General features: G+C 31.9%; 13 protein-coding genes. 3 read left to right on the forward strand and 10 right to left on the reverse strand.

Annotation, left to right across the window (positions count from 1 at the left end):
• The first annotated feature begins 9 nt into the window (after positions 1 to 9).
• Positions 10 to 891 (forward strand): hypothetical protein, encoded by an 882-nt coding sequence (locus tag ACM55I_RS09015; RefSeq protein WP_416846434.1) that lies wholly within the window; start codon positions 10 to 12, stop codon positions 889 to 891.
• Here ACM55I_RS09015 and ACM55I_RS09020 read toward each other — a convergent pair.
• Positions 874 to 4,605: a metallophosphoesterase gene (locus ACM55I_RS09020; RefSeq protein WP_416846435.1), complete on the reverse strand. Its 3,732-nt coding sequence runs from the start codon at positions 4,603 to 4,605 to the stop codon at positions 874 to 876. The two genes, ACM55I_RS09015 and ACM55I_RS09020, sit on opposite strands and share 18 nt — an antisense overlap.
• A 24-nt stretch (positions 4,606 to 4,629) precedes the next feature.
• Here ACM55I_RS09020 and ACM55I_RS09025 point away from each other — a divergent pair, with 24 nt between their 5' ends.
• Positions 4,630 to 5,814 carry a Pycsar system effector family protein gene (locus tag ACM55I_RS09025; protein WP_416846436.1) on the forward strand — a complete coding sequence of 395 codons (1,185 nt, stop codon included), beginning with the start codon at positions 4,630 to 4,632 and terminating at the stop codon, positions 5,812 to 5,814.
• Here the strand turns inward: ACM55I_RS09025 and ACM55I_RS09030 are convergent.
• The 9 genes from ACM55I_RS09030 to ACM55I_RS09070 form a co-directional block, all read right to left on the reverse strand.
• Complete coding sequence (locus tag ACM55I_RS09030) at positions 5,811 to 8,180, reverse strand: GAF domain-containing protein (protein ID WP_416846437.1); 2,370 nt, start codon at positions 8,178 to 8,180, stop codon at positions 5,811 to 5,813. The two genes, ACM55I_RS09025 and ACM55I_RS09030, sit on opposite strands and share 4 nt — an antisense overlap.
• A 376-nt stretch (positions 8,181 to 8,556) precedes the next feature.
• Positions 8,557 to 8,796 carry a hypothetical protein gene (locus tag ACM55I_RS09035; protein WP_416846438.1) on the reverse strand — a complete coding sequence of 80 codons (240 nt, stop codon included), beginning with the start codon at positions 8,794 to 8,796 and terminating at the stop codon, positions 8,557 to 8,559.
• Positions 8,797 to 9,007: 211 nt separating this feature from the next.
• The gene (locus ACM55I_RS09040; protein ID WP_416846439.1) at positions 9,008 to 10,066 is read right to left on the reverse strand and encodes a nucleoid-associated protein; all 1,059 of its coding nucleotides are present in this window, start codon (positions 10,064 to 10,066) and stop codon (positions 9,008 to 9,010) included.
• 86 nt (positions 10,067 to 10,152) lie between these two features.
• On the reverse strand, positions 10,153 to 10,692 hold the full coding sequence (locus ACM55I_RS09045; RefSeq protein WP_416846440.1) for an IS1096 element passenger TnpR family protein: 540 nt from the start codon (positions 10,690 to 10,692) through the stop codon (positions 10,153 to 10,155).
• Positions 10,693 to 10,846: 154 nt separating this feature from the next.
• A complete protein-coding gene (locus tag ACM55I_RS09050; RefSeq protein ID WP_416846441.1) occupies positions 10,847 to 11,452 on the reverse strand; it encodes an HPP family protein in 606 nt (201 codons plus the stop codon).
• Between the two features lie 6 nt (positions 11,453 to 11,458).
• A complete protein-coding gene (locus ACM55I_RS09055; protein ID WP_416846442.1) occupies positions 11,459 to 12,739 on the reverse strand; it encodes a chloride channel protein in 1,281 nt (426 codons plus the stop codon).
• A gap of 184 nt (positions 12,740 to 12,923) precedes the next feature.
• On the reverse strand, positions 12,924 to 13,313 hold the full coding sequence (gloA2, locus tag ACM55I_RS09060) for an SMU1112c/YaeR family gloxylase I-like metalloprotein (RefSeq protein WP_416846443.1): 390 nt from the start codon (positions 13,311 to 13,313) through the stop codon (positions 12,924 to 12,926).
• Between the two features lie 12 nt (positions 13,314 to 13,325).
• Positions 13,326 to 13,586: a hypothetical protein gene (locus tag ACM55I_RS09065; protein WP_416846444.1), complete on the reverse strand. Its 261-nt coding sequence runs from the start codon at positions 13,584 to 13,586 to the stop codon at positions 13,326 to 13,328.
• 9 nt (positions 13,587 to 13,595) lie between these two features.
• A complete protein-coding gene (locus ACM55I_RS09070) occupies positions 13,596 to 14,153 on the reverse strand; it encodes a sugar O-acetyltransferase (protein ID WP_416846445.1) in 558 nt (185 codons plus the stop codon).
• A gap of 138 nt (positions 14,154 to 14,291) precedes the next feature.
• On the opposite strand from ACM55I_RS09070, the gene ACM55I_RS09075 reads away from it, so the two are divergent.
• Complete coding sequence (locus ACM55I_RS09075; protein ID WP_416846446.1) at positions 14,292 to 16,451, forward strand: TonB-dependent receptor; 2,160 nt, start codon at positions 14,292 to 14,294, stop codon at positions 16,449 to 16,451.
• Positions 16,452 to 16,582: the final 131 nt, after the last annotated feature.

A 16,582-nucleotide genomic window follows, 5' to 3' on the forward strand; every position in this document is an offset into this window, starting at 1 on the left:
TTATATACTATGAGTTTAAAAAACTATATTTCGGTCGTAATTGCTTTTGTTTTTTTATCCTGCCAACAGGATTCGAATTCATTAACTACACTTTATTCTTTGCCTAAAAAGTTAAAAGAAGTTTCGGGAATTACCTATTTTTCAACGAACAATTTGCTTTGGACATTAGAAGACAGCGGGAATGCAAATTCAATTTATGGATTAAATTCGAATGGAGAAATAGTTAAAAATACAACCATCGAAAACACAGAAAATATTGATTGGGAAGATATTTCAAAAGACAAAGACGGGAATTTATATATTGGAGATTTTGGTAACAATGACAATTTGCGTCAGGATTTGTGTATTTATAAAATTGATAAAAATTCATTAGGTAACGAAAGTACAACGCCAGTTTACAAAATTTCATTTGCTTATCCGGAACAAAAAGATTTTCCACCCAAAAAAACTGCAATGTTCTATGATGTTGAAGGTTTTTTTGAGTTTAAAAATAATTTCTATCTGTTTACCAAAAATCGGAGTAAAGGTTTTGATGGAACTTCCTATTTGTATAAAGTACCAAATGCAGCAGGTTTTCATCAAGCAGAATTTATCGGAGAATTCAAGACATGCGGAGATTATAATCATTGTGCAATAACAAGTGCAAGCATAAGTCCGGATGAATCGAAAGTAGTTGTTTTAAGCCATGACAAAATTTGGATATTCGAAAACTTTACGGGAGATAATTTCCTCAACGGAATTAAAACAGAATTGTATTTAAACCACTTTTCTCAAAAAGAAGCTATTTGCTTTAAGGATAATGATACTTTGATTATTGCAGATGAAAAAACAAAGAAAATAGGAGGAAAGGTCTATGAGGTTTCTCTCAAAAAACTAAAATCCAAATCCTAATCCAAAAGCAATACGAGCTTCTTCATCAGCACTTTTGAAATAAGTGATTCTTGCAGTAATCACATTCAATCCATTGAGCCATAATCCGCCACCAAAAGATTGATGCCATTTATCTGAATTTTCTCCATTTACCCAAACACGACCATAATCAAAACCGCCTAAAATCCCGTAGGACATGGGAATAACACTTCGTTTTATTTTCCCCAAATTCCATCGAATATCATTACTTTGATAAAAAGACTGTTTTCCCAGAAAGCGCTCGTTTCTATATCCTCTTAAATCATAATCGCCTCCTAATGCGGCGCCTTGATAGAATTCGAAATTGTTGTTTAATAGTATTTTTGATTTTAAAATTGTTGCCAAAATGACTTTTCCATTAGCATCAATTTTATGATTGAAATTAATTTTACTTTCTAATGTAGGGAAATTTCTTTGTGCATCGTTCGTATTCATTTTCCAACTTCCAGCAACCGAAAATCCAAACCCCATAGTTGGAAATGAAGGAATGTCATAATTTTCAAAACTGTATTTAACGGTAGCTCCTGCAAATTGTTGGCTGCCAAAAACATCAGGATTTACAACTCCTGGTATATTTATAAAACGATTATTAGTTTCTTCGACACTGATTTTTTCGAAAGTGGTCGAAAAACTAATTTCACTTCCATATTTTCCTATTTTCTTAATAGACGGTGTTACTTTTAGTGTTCGAAGACGAACTCGATTATAATTCATTCCAAACGTTTCATCATTGTTTATGGTCTCATTTCCGGATCCAAAATAATTAATGGTAAAATTAGGGCTTGTGAATTTTGATTCTAAATCCAAATCCCATTTGCCTAAAGCTTTAGGGAAAGAGCCGTTGTAAATGAGCTCATATCCATTGGTTGCAAAAAAATAATTGGCTTTAAGAACGTGTTTTTGAGTGTATGGATTCTGATTAAATTTATTTACGGTATAATTTGCGATGAAGCCTAATTTTACTCCGTCATCAGGATTATAACCGCCAAAAGGCAATCCTGAAAATGCGTTGTATTTGGGTTTTTTATAATCGTAAAGATTAGTTTCATAATCATCCGTCAAAACAGTTTTAGTTTTAGAATCTAAAGCATAAGTGTTTTCTCTTGATTTAAAATCATATATTTTTATTTTCTTTCCATTTTCTATAGTATAAGAATCAATGTTTTGTCCGCCAATCAATCGAATATTTATGTTCGCTTTTGCGTTGCCTTTGACTTCAAAAAAATCATCATCATCTAAACCATAAATCCAAATGTTTTTGGTTGTACCAGCTGTAAAATTTTTGGTGTAAACCAATTCTTTCTCATTCTTTTTGATGCGGTAAACGGCAATCTCAAGATTGTTTTTCGCTTTATGGGTAATTATAAATTTGTCTTTTTTATCAGTACCAACAATCAAAACTGTTTTTTGAAGTACTTTATAATATTCAGAAGCATAGCGTTGTAATTGGGTTTTCCTTACTTTTAATTTATGTTTAATACTTTCAATAGTTTCATCTTGGATTGTTTCCGGTAGAGTATTAAAAGCAGTATCTATATCAGCATCAGATAAATTTTCTTGAATAAATTTAGCTTGGTTAATCCAATCTTTTTCATTGGCTGTTTTTAATAAAGCAATATCTTGTGGATACGGTTCGCGGTTGAACCATTTCACGTTTCGAATTGCCTCCTTAAAAGTTTGCATATGGCGTAATGCGGGCATATTCATTAAGAGCGAAAGCAGCGCTCCGTCGTATTTAGAAAAAGCTTGATCTCTATCTCTTGGAATGGGTTTGTAAACTATTTTTTCACCGTCTTTATATTCTCCCCAACGCCATTGATCACTATGTCTGTCCCAATCACCAATAAGCATATCAAATAATCTAGCTTTGATATAACCAGTTTCATCCACAGTATATTTCTCGTCTTTGCGTAGATTTTTTAATAAATCATCCGTTCCAATAATTGCATTTGGCTTACCAAAGGTGGTCAAGTCTTTCTGATTATCAGTAGGACGCTCCTCCACCATATACAATTCATCTCCAAAATCAGTATTGAAACCTTTTAAAGCCTTGTGTTTTGGGATGTAATATAATATTGGATTGGTATGGGCAAGGCCAATTTTTTCTGCTAAATTCCCCACTGCAAATGGAGTATAAGGATGAGAAGTGGTATAAAAGTCAAACAAAAAATTCTCGGCATACGTATCTTCAAATTCATTTACTACAAATTGATCCTTGAACGCTACATTTTGTATAAAACGGGATGCACTTTTCTTTAGAGCCCGCATAACATACTCTTTTCCATTTTTATCAACTAATTGTAATGATTTAGATTGGTGTCCACCTCCTGCTCTTTTGGGTTTTAATCCACCAAAAAGAGTGTCAATTGTAGTGGTTTGAACCGTTATTGGAGTACTGTATTGTTTTCTATAATGTTGCCCAAAGAGAAACTTATAAAATCCATTTTTATGGGTTTGTTTTTCAGAGTAAATTGCAGCAGTAGTCATTTTGGGAAATGAAGAAGGGAATATCTGGTTGTAATTCTCTTTAGAATTTAAAACTGAATGTTCAAAAAGTAATTTTTCGGTATTTTTTTCATTGCCATAAAATAAGACTTTTGCAGATCCATTTTCATAAATATTTAATGTTGCGAAGCCATTACCGCCATAAGAGAAATCAGTAGGGAAAACAGCCTTTGCTGCTTCTGATTTTGATCCTGCACCGCTAATAATCTGCTTGATATTGTCCTTGTCAATATATTGTAAATTATGATCGTGTCCAGAAACTACAATAACATTATCCTGACTTTGAATTAATGTTTTTACTCTTTTTACAAAAAGGGTATATTGTTTGTTTTGAATGTCTTGTGGACTTATTCCCGACGTTTTTCGTATCAAATTAATTAAAGAACCAATAACTGGTAACGGGATTTTTTCTTCTAATGGGAAAAGTTGTTTTTCTAATGAAAATTGTCCACCATGAGTTCCATTACTTAACAACGGATGATGTAAAGCCAGTAACACTGTTTTGTCCTGATTTTTGTTCAGAATGTTTTCTAGTTCTACAAAAAAATCTTCCCTTGTTTTGATGTTACAGTCATCATTTATAGTTGGGCTTTTATCCCAATCTTCTAAGAACCATTGACTGTCTATAGTGATTAGTGTCAGGTTTTTATTTATTTCTAAATCATCAATTCCACATCCTTTTCTGGGTAAAAATGATTTTTTATCGTTGAGATAATCCGTTACAAATTTAGCTTGTCGGTCTAATCCTTTCATACCGCTGTACCAATCATGATTTCCTGGTATGAAAATGGTTTTCCCTTTGAATTTTTTAGTAAGTTTTAGTTGATTTGTTAGCTTGTTTTCTGCAATAATTCGGTCATTTGGATGGTCAGTATTGGGCAGTCCTTTAGGATAAATATTGTCGCCTAGAAATAATAGTGTAGAATTATCAGTTGCTTTTTTTAATTGATTAGCCAGTAAATCAATTGTTTGCAGTGATTTCTCTTCATTAGCGTTACCGGCATCGCCTACTAAAAAAAAAGTATGCACAATTTTTGAAGTATCAGAAGCGTTTTCAGTTACAGGATTTTTTATGTTTTTTCCAAATTGCGCATGATGTGTAGCACAAGATTGTAATACCAAGAATATAAGAATAAAACCGAAATTTATTTTATTCCTATTTATAAAACGATTATCCAAAAACAATTCCATAATTTAGTAGTATAATTATTTCTTATGAATCTTATAGAACAAGCCGAAGATTTTGTTGCAAAACAACTCAAAGATAAACTTTCTAATTCATATACTTACCATAATATTCATCACACACGTGAGATGGTTGCAGCAGTTTTAAAACTTGCTGACGGTATGAGCGTAAATCCTTCTGATAAAGAGATTTTGCTTATTGCAGCATGGTTTCATGATGTTGGGTATATTAATGGTTGTACAAATCACGAAGATTCCAGCAGTGCTATTGCGACCCAATTTTTGAAAGAAAAAGGTAAGACAGAAGAGTATATTGCAAAAATTGTCAGCTTAATAAAAGCTACTGCAAAGGAATATGTGCCTCAGACTCTTCTTGAAAAAATAATTAAAGACGCGGATTATTACCATCTTTTTAGTGATGATTATATGTCCAGTTGTGAGGTTTTGAGAAAAGAATGGGAAAACACAGAGGATAAAACGTATTCTGATAAAGATTGGGCTACTGAAAATTTGGATTTTTTAGTAAATAAACATCGGTTTTATACTGATTTTGCATTGAAAAATTGGCAACCTTTAAAGGAGAAAAATATTAAAAGGATTCAGAAAAAAATCAATGTAACTGAAGATGAAAAGGACAAAAAATTGAAAAAAGAAGATAAAAAGAAAGAAAAAGAGGAAAAACCGGAACGTGGTATTGATACAGTTTTCAGAGTCACATTAGGTAACCATACGCGTTTGAGTGGTATTGCGGATAGTAAGGCCAATATTCTACTTTCTGTAAATGCAATTATTATTTCAATTGCACTTTCTACTATTATTCCAAAACTTGATAGTCCGAAAAATGCCCATTTGGTGATTCCAACCTTTATTATGGTAATATCTAGTGTAATCACAATCATTTTTGCCATACTTTCTACACGACCAAAAGTAACAAGAGGCATTTTTACTAAGCAAGACATTGAAAATAAAAAAGTGAATTTACTTTTCTTTGGTAATTTCTATAAAATGCCCTTGCAAGACTATGAATGGGCCATGAATGAAATGATGAAAGACAGAGAGTATATTTATAATTCGATGATTAAAGATTTGTATTTCTTAGGAATAGTTTTAGAGAAAAAATACAGGCTATTGAGAATAGCCTATAATCTTTTTATGATTGGAATTGTTATTTCGGTTCTTGCTTTTGTTATAGCATTCAAAATGGTTGGTGCTTAATTTAGCTCGTCCAGTAAATCCTGATAGGAATAATTTTCAGTAATTTGTTCTTTATTGTAATTGATTACTTTTACTCTAATGGCTCTTAGACCGGAAACTCCTTGTAATTCTTCGACTTCAAATTGCTCGATTGTTGGCTCCAATATTTTTTTGAATTGTAAAAATTTTATATAATTCAAATATTCTGTTTCTTCCTGATTATGGGAATATACAATCGTGATTTTTTCTTTTTGGGTAATTCTTTCTTTGGTTCCTTTAATGTTAGCTTTGTCAATGCGTTTTTTTACAACTTCATAACGGGCATTGTAGGTTCCATCAACATCAAAACGTTTTTCATCCATTCTAAATCGAATAGTAATAGGAGAACTGAATACTAAAATTAACGAGGTTACATCTAGCTCATAAGGCAATGAAGATTTGAGCAAATGATGTTCTAATTCCATTTCACATAAAGTCTGCAATTGCCATAATCTTAAATTATGAAGATACATACTGTCAAAAACTTTAGTTGGGGCAATTGAAGCGCCTATATAAAGATTGTGTTCTACACCATCCGTTTTGAATCTTTCATAATAATGTGGGAAAATATTTTGAGCTTCAACTTGCTTTTTATCTAAAATGGAAGCTAATTTTTTATTGATAATTGACATTGCATTATCGAATTTCTTTCTGGAATGATAAAACATTCCTGTTTTTTCATCCAGTTTTTTAAAATAATTCTCAACTAAAATTTGGCACTCATTATCCATTTTAGAATTATTTAAAATAGGATGGATTTCAGTTTCAATATAACGTTGAATTTGTTGCTCTGTATCAGCTTTCAGAGGAGAATTTAATTCCGTAAAAAACGATTGTAATTCAAATTTTCGTTGCTCCAATAATACAAGATTCGTATTTGATTTTAGACTTTCAAAAATTTCAAGAAGTGTTTTAAGTTGCTTTCTCAAATCCTCTTTTACAGTCTCATTTCTATGTTCAGAGGAACCTTTAATGTCGATTTGACCATACAAAGGATACACTTCCTTAAATGCAATTTCTTTGAAAATATAATCTTTATTAGGATTGTTAGTTTGAAAATATTTCTGGGCTTCTCTTCTAAATTTCCAATAAATGCTTGGGTGAATTGTAGTATATTCCCTTTGAATGATAGCTTCTATTTGGTGTTGCATATCATTTTTGTAACGCTCCAATGTATCTACTAAATATGGTAAAATCAAATCTAGGTTATTTACATTTACGCTGTTAAGTTCTCTAGGTTTTGCCGAAACTAATTCTATGATACCTAAAAGTTTATCGTTTTTTATTACAGGAGCTAGAATACAGCTTTGAATATTTAGTCTTAAAAAATGTTCGCCTAGTTTTTCATTTCCTGGTGTTGTAGCAAATTTTTTAACGTTTGAAATTACAAAAGGTTTATTTTGTTCTAAAATATTTTCCAATGAGCAACCGAAAAGTGCATTTTTACAATCTACTTCTGGCATATCGTTAAGAATAAAACTGCCTATTTTTTTGTCATCATAAGGAGGTTTTATAAATTTTTCATCTTCTTCATTATAAATGATTAAACCAATTTTTAAATCTGATATTTTAAAAATAGAACGAAAAATGGTTTCAAAATTTTGGTTGTTATCGGCTTGCTCAGTTTCTGATTTTAAAAGGTTACTTTTTAAGTTAGAAATGGCACTTTCAATAGAAGCATCAAATAGTGATACAATACCAAAACCTTTTAAAATCCAACTTTTATTGGGGAATTTTTCTTTCCATAAATCAATATTATCATAATTATCCATCAATAAATCGATGTCATCTGGAGTTAATTTTATCGCTTTATCAGTAGGAATAATTTCCATAAAATCAGCATTATATAGAATTCTGTAATGTTTCATTATGCCATTTGCATCTGGAATATCGTAAAACAAAGGTTTGTTGAAATCAAAATGCTGATTATAGAATGTGTTCAAAATCAAAATGCAATTCATGATGTAGAATTGATTGCCATCAAAATCCCGGATAGCCATGTCAAAAGTTGCTCCAGCATTATGAAGTATTTTTTTGAATCTTTCGGTATAATTAAAAGTGAAATTTTGAAAAGGAATGGTAACCGCTTTAATTTCATTATTTGTCAAAGCAGTAGGGAATAGGTCAGCTAATAAATATTTTATCAGTGTTTCGTTATTATGAATTAAATTAAAATCCTCAATTCCAGTTCTGAATTCTGGGAAAGGTTCTATTTCTTCTAATAAAGCTTTGGCATAATTAGAGCGATAATCCACATTGGTTGATGCAATTTCCTCTAATGTTTCAATGAGTTTATGAAACGAAATCAAGGTTTTGAATGGGCTTTCTTTGAAAAAATGATAATCCATCGGATAGTTTATTTAGAATACAAAATTACAGATAAACGAAATTGGATAGACTAATTTTGGTTGATTTTTTTAATTAGTTTAATTGAATTTAATGTGGTGATTTTTTGGAGCCTAATTTTAGTATCCTTAAAGAGATTTACGACAATCGTGTAATGGAAATGCTATTGTACTTTAATAATTTTTTTGGTTATTTTTTTGTCTCAATATCATTAACGACTTTATTAATAGGAGGATTAGCATCTTTTCAAGGCTTTAGTAGGTTAGCAATAGGGGGTATTTAATTCTTGAAAGCTTTTATTTAATGAAATTGACTTTAATAAAAAGCTACTAATTTAGAGCTTCGAAATAAAATAATTTTGTTAAATGGAAATGGGTTTTAAACAGCATGAACCCTTTTTTTATAAAACCCAATCAATGTTTCGTTTATTTCTTTTAGTTCTGGAGTGAGAAATGTTTTCTGACCATTTTCATCGTTAGTTAATTCAAGATGACAAACAGTACATTTAAATTCTTTGAAATGATTTGTGACATTCCGGGTTGTAATAATTTTATGTCCAAACAATGAACACAAAATGTTTTTCTTCAGAAATTTTTCTTTGATTTCAATTGTGTTCATAATCTGGGTATTAAGATTTGGGGATTTAAACTTAATTAATAATCGTTTAAATATCAAATAAAATCGATTAAACGCATATTTTGTTAATAAAAACATAAAATTTCTTACAAGTAAAATAAATTGCAACTCTTTTTTTGCCTAGTAAAGTCAAAAAAAATCCCCAACTACTTTAGTAATTGAGGATTGAGTATTAATTGTATTTTTCTGAAATCTATGATTTCTCTTCTTTATTGAAATAAACTAAATAATAATACATTTGTTTTTCTTCGTCCCAACCTTTTTCTACAAATTTCTCTGCACTTTCAGGATTGATGAAATCCATTTTTATTTGGATATGTGTATCTAAATTAATTACATTTTTGATTGATTTTCTAGCGTCAGAAACTGCAGCATTGGCAATAGGGAAAGAAGTTACATCTTCAATGCTATATTTTTCTCCTTTGTCTATTTTGTAATTTTTGAATTCTGGAATCAAATCAGGGTTATCTAAAACTTCATTTAAGAAATTAGTTTCTTCGAACTGATCATTTTTGGCAAAATAATTCACGGAACGATTCATGAACATCACTTCTTCTTTCTTGTCTTCGGCAGGGAAAACAACATCTTTGGCGAAGTTCTGACAGAATTTCAAATATTTTTTGGTAATGAAATTTTCATCCTCAAAAGCATCTACTGAAAGAAAATGTTCCAGCCAATATCTTGCATCGTAACGGTTGCTGTCTACCGTTAGGATTTTATAACCTTCTTCTTTTTTATAATTAAAAATCAAACAGCCTTTGTCTAATTTGTTTAAGCTGACGCCTTGTTGTAAAATCATTTCCAAGTGCGTTTCTTTTTCCTCAAATTGTAAGAAGTCAGCTTGTATCTCGCTTTTGAAAATTCCTATTGCATCCACCACATTATTATCAATGCTTACATTTGTTAAATACGTAACATATACCTCTCCATTCTTGATGTGAGGATGGTTGGATTGCTCAAACAAGTGCTTCGTGATTTTTTTTGAAGCCTCATGAATTGTACTTGGATTTTCAAAAATTTCCGTTGCAAATTTGAACATATCATTATAATCCAAATCGATTTCATGTGCAAATTGAAAATAATTTTCTTCTTTTTCTCTAAAAGGTTTAAAGAAAAATTCTTTCATCAAGGGTACAATTTCATCATTTAAATGAAACGGTTGCTCTGATAAAAAAAGGGCTTCGTTTCTACTTTTATTACCAACTCTATGGATTGATAAGTTCTCGATATGGGTATTGTATAAGTTGATCATGTTTTATGTTTTTAGATAAAAGAACCAAGATGAAAGACAGTAAAAGGTCTTTTATCTTGGCTCTTGATTCTTAATTTTCTAATTTTTTAATTCCAATTCTCCTCAAACCCATAGTCTTCAAAACTATCATCTCCTTCAAACATGTCTAAATCATCTTCGTCCAGCCCATCTTCAAATTCATCATTATAGTCATCGGCATTATCTGATTCAAAGTTTTTCTCCATCGCTTCATCAGGCATTTCACCGTGAGAAAATATCGTTTCAGGATATAAATTTCCAAGAACTTGGTCTTCTACTGCGGCTAATTCTACAAGGAAAGTCCACATGTTGATGAAATCATATACGTAGATAATTTTGGTATTTTGCTTATCTAAAATATCCGATAATTGATAATCGCTCATTACTTTTTGTTCCCCTGGAATATCTCCGGTATCAAAAAGCGAAATTTCATCTTCCTGATTCCAAGTTTCATCACAAGTATAAAATGAAGCTACTTCCATTCCGTCAAAACCAAAGGAATTAAAAATAGCATTGTGTAAATCTTCTAAAGTATCGTCTTCAAGTATTGCAATGTCTCTAAAAACATCATCTTCTGCGTCTAGAATTACTCTAAATTTATAAACCATAATCTTTGTTTTTGTTGAAAGGTCAAAGGTAAAATTTAATTTTAGATTTTAGATTTCAGATTTCAGATTTGTTGATAAGATTTTTGCGTATGATTCTGTAAGTAGAGTATAGGATTGATTGCCTTTTTTCTAAAATAGTGATGTGTTTTAGAAATTAAGATAAACTGTTTCTAAATTTATTGGTAATTCGTTTTCGAATGATGTGATACTTTTTATGATTTGGATAACTTCTGTTCGCGGTCATGTTGTTGAAAATTAATGCTACAACTAAAAGAATAAGGACACCACTTAGAACTGGATACAATACATACCAATAGCCAAGACTTGTAATTTTAGTAGAACCAATTATTGCAATTAATGCAGTTGCTCCTCCTGGTGGATGCAGTGTTTTTGTCATTTGCATCAGCACAATTGAAAATGATACTGCAAGAGGCGCGGTTAACCATATAATATCAGGTACAAATTTAGCGACCGTAACGCCCACAATTGCTGAAACTAAATGTCCACCAACCAGATTTCTGGGTTGAGCCAATGGACTTTGAATGATTCCATACACCAAAACACTCGAAGCACCAAAAGAGCCTATCAAGTAAATAACATCAGACTGTAGTAATGTGGTAGATTGTATGTAAGCTATTAACCCAATTCCAATAAATGAACCTAGAAAAGCCCAAAAATGTTCTTTGAAATCAACTAGGGTTTCTTTGTAGAGAATGTATTTGGTTTTGCGATAATTCCTTTTTAATCCTTGAATTGGCATAAACTATTATTTTGATAAACTGGCAGAATAGGAGTAAACCGTAAATGGATAAATCATTTTTGCGGTGTATTTTGAAATCAGACAAACCACCAAAATAGGAAGGAATAAAGTATAATCATTTGTTAATCCGCAAACTAAGAAAATCGCGGTAAAAGGCGCGTGAATACTGGCACTCAAAACCGCAGCCATTCCAATAACCATAAAGTTCACAGGAATTACATTGGCATTCAGATACCGGTTTAAAAGCAAAGCAACCAGTAATCCCAAAAAGGCACCGATGAAAAGGCTTGGCGCAAAAACGCCTCCGTCACCTCCAGAAGCAAGTGTTGCCGACGTTACGATTGGTTTTAGAAGTATTATTCCAATAAATGTAAGGACCAATGAAAAGGATAGTGTCACATCATTCGAATGAACAAATATTCCCTTGATCGCGTGATATCCTTCGCCATAAAGTTGGGGGAAAAAGAATAGGGAAACACTCAGGATTAGCGAACCTATTAAAATCTTATAATAATGAATTTTTATTTTTGAAAATTGAGCTTTAAAAAGCAAAACACAGCGGGTGAGATAAACGGAATTGATTCCGGCTAAAATCCCCAAAAGTATAAAATAAGGAATCGCTTTTAAATGCCAAGTGGTAATAGTTACGGCAAACAAAGGTTTTTCATCCAATAAAAAAACAAGTCCAAAAGCGATTGCAACCGCAATCAAATTACTGATTAAAAATGCTCGGGTTACCTTTCGGGAAATGACTTCAATTGCAAAAAGAATTCCGGCAATAGGACTACTGAACAATGCGGTAACTCCGGCTGCAACCCCTGCGCAGATCAATTCGGTTTTGTATTGTCTGAATACGTTTTGTTTTCTTTGGGCTACAGAACCAATCGTGGCCGAAGCAACAACGGTCGAAACTTCAATCCCTGTGGATCCTCCAAAAACAACCGTCAATAATCCGTTGATGAAATGGGATGGAATCTTGTAATTGGGTAAGTTTTTGGATTTGGAATTCGTGCTTTCAAAAATTTCTTTCATCCCTTTGTTTTCTTTTTTTCTAAAAAGATACTCTCGAAGGAAATAAATAATGGATAGACCAAAAACCGGAAAAATAATAATAAATATAGGGTTTAACGAAGCTTGATAAAAAAATATTTCCTCGTAATATTCGGTTATTTTTTTTAATGAAATTCCTAAAAAAGCCGAAAGAAAACCAATTAGAACAGAAACAATAACTAATTTTTGAAATTTAATTAATTGGTAATTTTTTTTAATACGAGTGGTATTGTTCATCTAATAATTGTTTTATAAACGTTAAATTCCAGATAAAATAAATTGATTTATTTGAAAAAATAAAGTTTTTAAGAGGATTACAAATTTAAAGAAAGAATCTTATATTTCAATTTAAAAACCCATATAATCGCTATTTTTTATGATTCCTTTAGGAATAGTGCTTTTTTGGTAGGTTAAAAGGGGCCTATTTTTCATAAAATTCAATCGGAAGATTATCTGGATCTGCAATAAAAGTAAAACGTTTGTTTGTTGTTGGGTCTAATCGTATCGCTTCTGAAGCAATATTTTTTGAAGATAAAAAAGCAATGGTTTGATCTATGTCATTTACTTCGAATGCTAAATGGCGTAATCCAGTAGCTTCTGGTCCTGAAGTACGCTGCGGTGGATTTATAAAGGAGAAAAGTTCAAGGATGTAAACGCCATTTAAAGCCAAATCAAGTTTGTAGGATTCTCTTTCCTCACGGTAAATTTCCCGAATAATTGTTAAGCCCAAAACATCGGTATAGAACGTTTTAGATTTTTGATAATCGGAGCAAATAATAGCTATATGGTGTACTTTGTTGATTGAAATCATAGTTGTTTTTGTTTATATTAAATAAGTCATTTCAGGAAGATTCGCATTTGGATCTTGCGATAAAGCATCTGTATGAAGTTTGTGAATTAAGGCTTTTGTTTTGTTGAGGTTATCAATCCTAAAGAGGAATTGTACTTCGTTTTCATCATCGGCATTTTGCCAAAGGTATTCTAAATACATTCCTTGGGATGCATGAAACGCTTTGTCTTTTTCTAAAATAGCTTTGATAGTTTCTAAAGGGACATTTTTGAGTTTTGCTAGAACGTGTGGCATAAGTTTAATTTATTCGTTAAGTTTCCGAATCACTTTTGCTGGATTTCCTACCGCAAGCGAATTGTCAGGAATGTCTTTTGTGACAACAGAACCCGCACCAATTACACAACCGTTTCCTATTGTAATTCCTGGGCAAATAACTGAATTCCCACCAATCCAACAATCATCTCCGATAGTTATAGGTAATGCATTTTCCAGTGTCTTTCTCAGTTCAGCATCAAGCGGATGTGTTGCGGTGTATAGTTGAACTCCCGGTGCAAAAAAAACATTCGAGCCAATAGTTACTTTGGTGCAATCTAAAACAACACAATTTACATTAAAATATACATTTTCTCCGCAATGAATGTTATAACCATAATCACAAAAAAAAGGCGGTTCAATATAAAGATTTGCTCCTGCATTAGGGATAAGTTCTTTTATTATTTCTCTGGCTTTTTTAGTAATTCTATACTCGGTAACATTTAATCTGTGAAGAAGATTTTTTGATTTTCGTCTGTCTTTTACTAAAACAGGATCACCAGCCAAATAATATTCTCCATCTATCATTTTTTCTTTTTCTGTTTTCATAAAATGAAATATAGTTTAGGTAAATATAAAAGAAATTGAGGATGATTACAACTCATCCTATAATTTCAACAGTTCAGTTAATTATTATTTTATGATTTTAATTACCGAAATATATTTGCTTCATCAAAATCAAATATTATGAAGTTTATTTATACTCTTACCATTTTACTATTTTCTGTAACGCTATTTTCACAGACAACGCTTTCCGGAAAAGTAGTTGATGAAAAAGGAAATCCAATAGCTGGAGCCAACATTTTTATCGAAGGAACTTATGACGGTACTTCCAGTAATGAAACTGGGGATTTCACTTTTATGACTACTACAACTGGGAATCAAACTTTGGTGGTGAGTTTCTTAGTGTATGAAACAACAAAAATGGTGATCGCTGTTTCAAATTTTAAAAATAAAACGATAAAACTAAGAGATAATGTCAATGCATTAGATGCTGTTATAATTACCGCAGGAAATTTGGAAGCAGGTGATAAAGCAAGAGTTTCGGTGTTGAAACCGCTGGATATTGTTACAACTGCGGGTTCGGCAGGGAATATTATTGCCGCTTTGCAAACGTTACCGGGAACACAAAATGTAGGTGAGGACGGACGATTATTTGTTCGTGGTGGCGAGGCTAATGAAACACAAACTTTTGTAGATGGGATTCGCGTAGCGCAACCGTATGGCGCTTCTGCTCAAAATTTACCTACGCGTGGTCGATTTTCGCCATTTCTTTTTAATGGAATATCATTTTCTACAGGTGGTTATTCTGCTGAATATGGGGAGGCTTTATCAAGTGTTTTGTTATTGAATACGCAGGATGAACCTGACCAAAACAAAACCGAAATTTCGTTAATGACCGTTGGTTTGGGAGTTGGAAATACTCAAAAATGGAAAAAGAGTTCCTTGAGTGTGAATACCGCGTATATCAATTTGGCGCCATATCAAGTAGCAATCAAACAAAATGTAGATTGGAATAGCCCGTATCAATCTTTGTCCGGAGAAACGGTATATCGCTATAATTTCAATAATGGAATTTTGAAATTATATGCTGCTTTTGATTCTTCTAAATTCGACATCAATCAGGAAAATATCAATTCGGCACAGAAGATTAGAGTCGATTTAAACAATACTAATTTTTATTTTAATTCTTCCTATAAAGGCGGTTTTGGAAACAACTGGCAAATTACTTCGGGGTTGAGTTATGGTTATAGTAAAAATAAAATAAAACTGGATTCTGATGCTGTTGCAAATGATGAAAACGCGGCTCATTTGAAATTAAAATTAACACAACGTTTTTCTGAAAGAGTGAAATTGTCTTTTGGGGCGGATTATTTTATTACCAAATTCAATGAGGATTTCAAGGAGAATTTAGGAACTACAACTACGAATGGATATAATTCAGCTATCGGAGCAGTTTATACTGAAGTTGATGTTTTTTTCTCCAAAAAGTTTGCTGCAAAAGCAGGATTGAGAGCTTCGTACAATGATTTACTAAATGAAACTGCAATTTCTCCCAGAATTTCATTGGCTTACAAAATGGCTAAAAATAGTCAGCTTTCATTAGCTTATGGAGATTTTTCACAAACGCCAAATGTGGACTACATCAAATATTCTAAGTTCCATCAGTTTAAAAGTGAGAAAGCGTCACATTATATTTTGAATTATCAATACAATAAAAATGGAAAAACTTTCAGAGCGGAAGCCTATTACAAAGATTACAGTAATTTGGTGAAATATGATACGCCATCGATACAATATAATTCGGTGTTTAATAACAATGGTTCCGGTTATGCCAAAGGATTAGATTTGTTTTGGAGAGACGGGAAATCAATTAAAAACTTAGAATATTGGGTTTCGTATTCCTACATCGATACGGAGAGAGATTATAAAAACTTTAGCGCTCAGGTCACTCCAAACTTTGTTGCCGATCATAGTTTATCGATTGTTACTAAATATTGGATTAACGATTGGAAATCACAAATTGGATTCACAAATTCATACAGTTCAGGGCGACCGTATAACAATCCAAATGAAACGAAATTCATGAACGGAAAAACCAAATCATACAATAGTTTAAGTTTCAACTGGGCTTATTTATTGACGACACAAAAGATTTTGTATTTCTCCGTTTCTAATATTTTAGGAAGCCAAAATGTGTATGGTTACGATTATGCAAAAAATCCAAATGCAGCCGGAGTTTATAACAGGGCAGCAATTACACCAACTGCGGATCGTTTTTTCTTTCTTGGGTTCTTTTGGACTATAAGCAATGATAAAAAAGAGAACCAGTTGAAGAATTTGTAGAGACGTTGCATTGCAACGTCTCGGTATTGCAATGTCCCTACAATTCATCCATCAAAATCAACAGTTCAGTAAATATAAATTTCAAAAAAGATAGAACCAATGTAAATTTGGTAAACAATTAATCAAGAACT

The sequence above is a fragment of the Flavobacterium algoris genome, assembly GCF_048158525.1.
Lineage (GTDB): Bacteria > Bacteroidota > Bacteroidia > Flavobacteriales > Flavobacteriaceae > Flavobacterium > Flavobacterium algoris.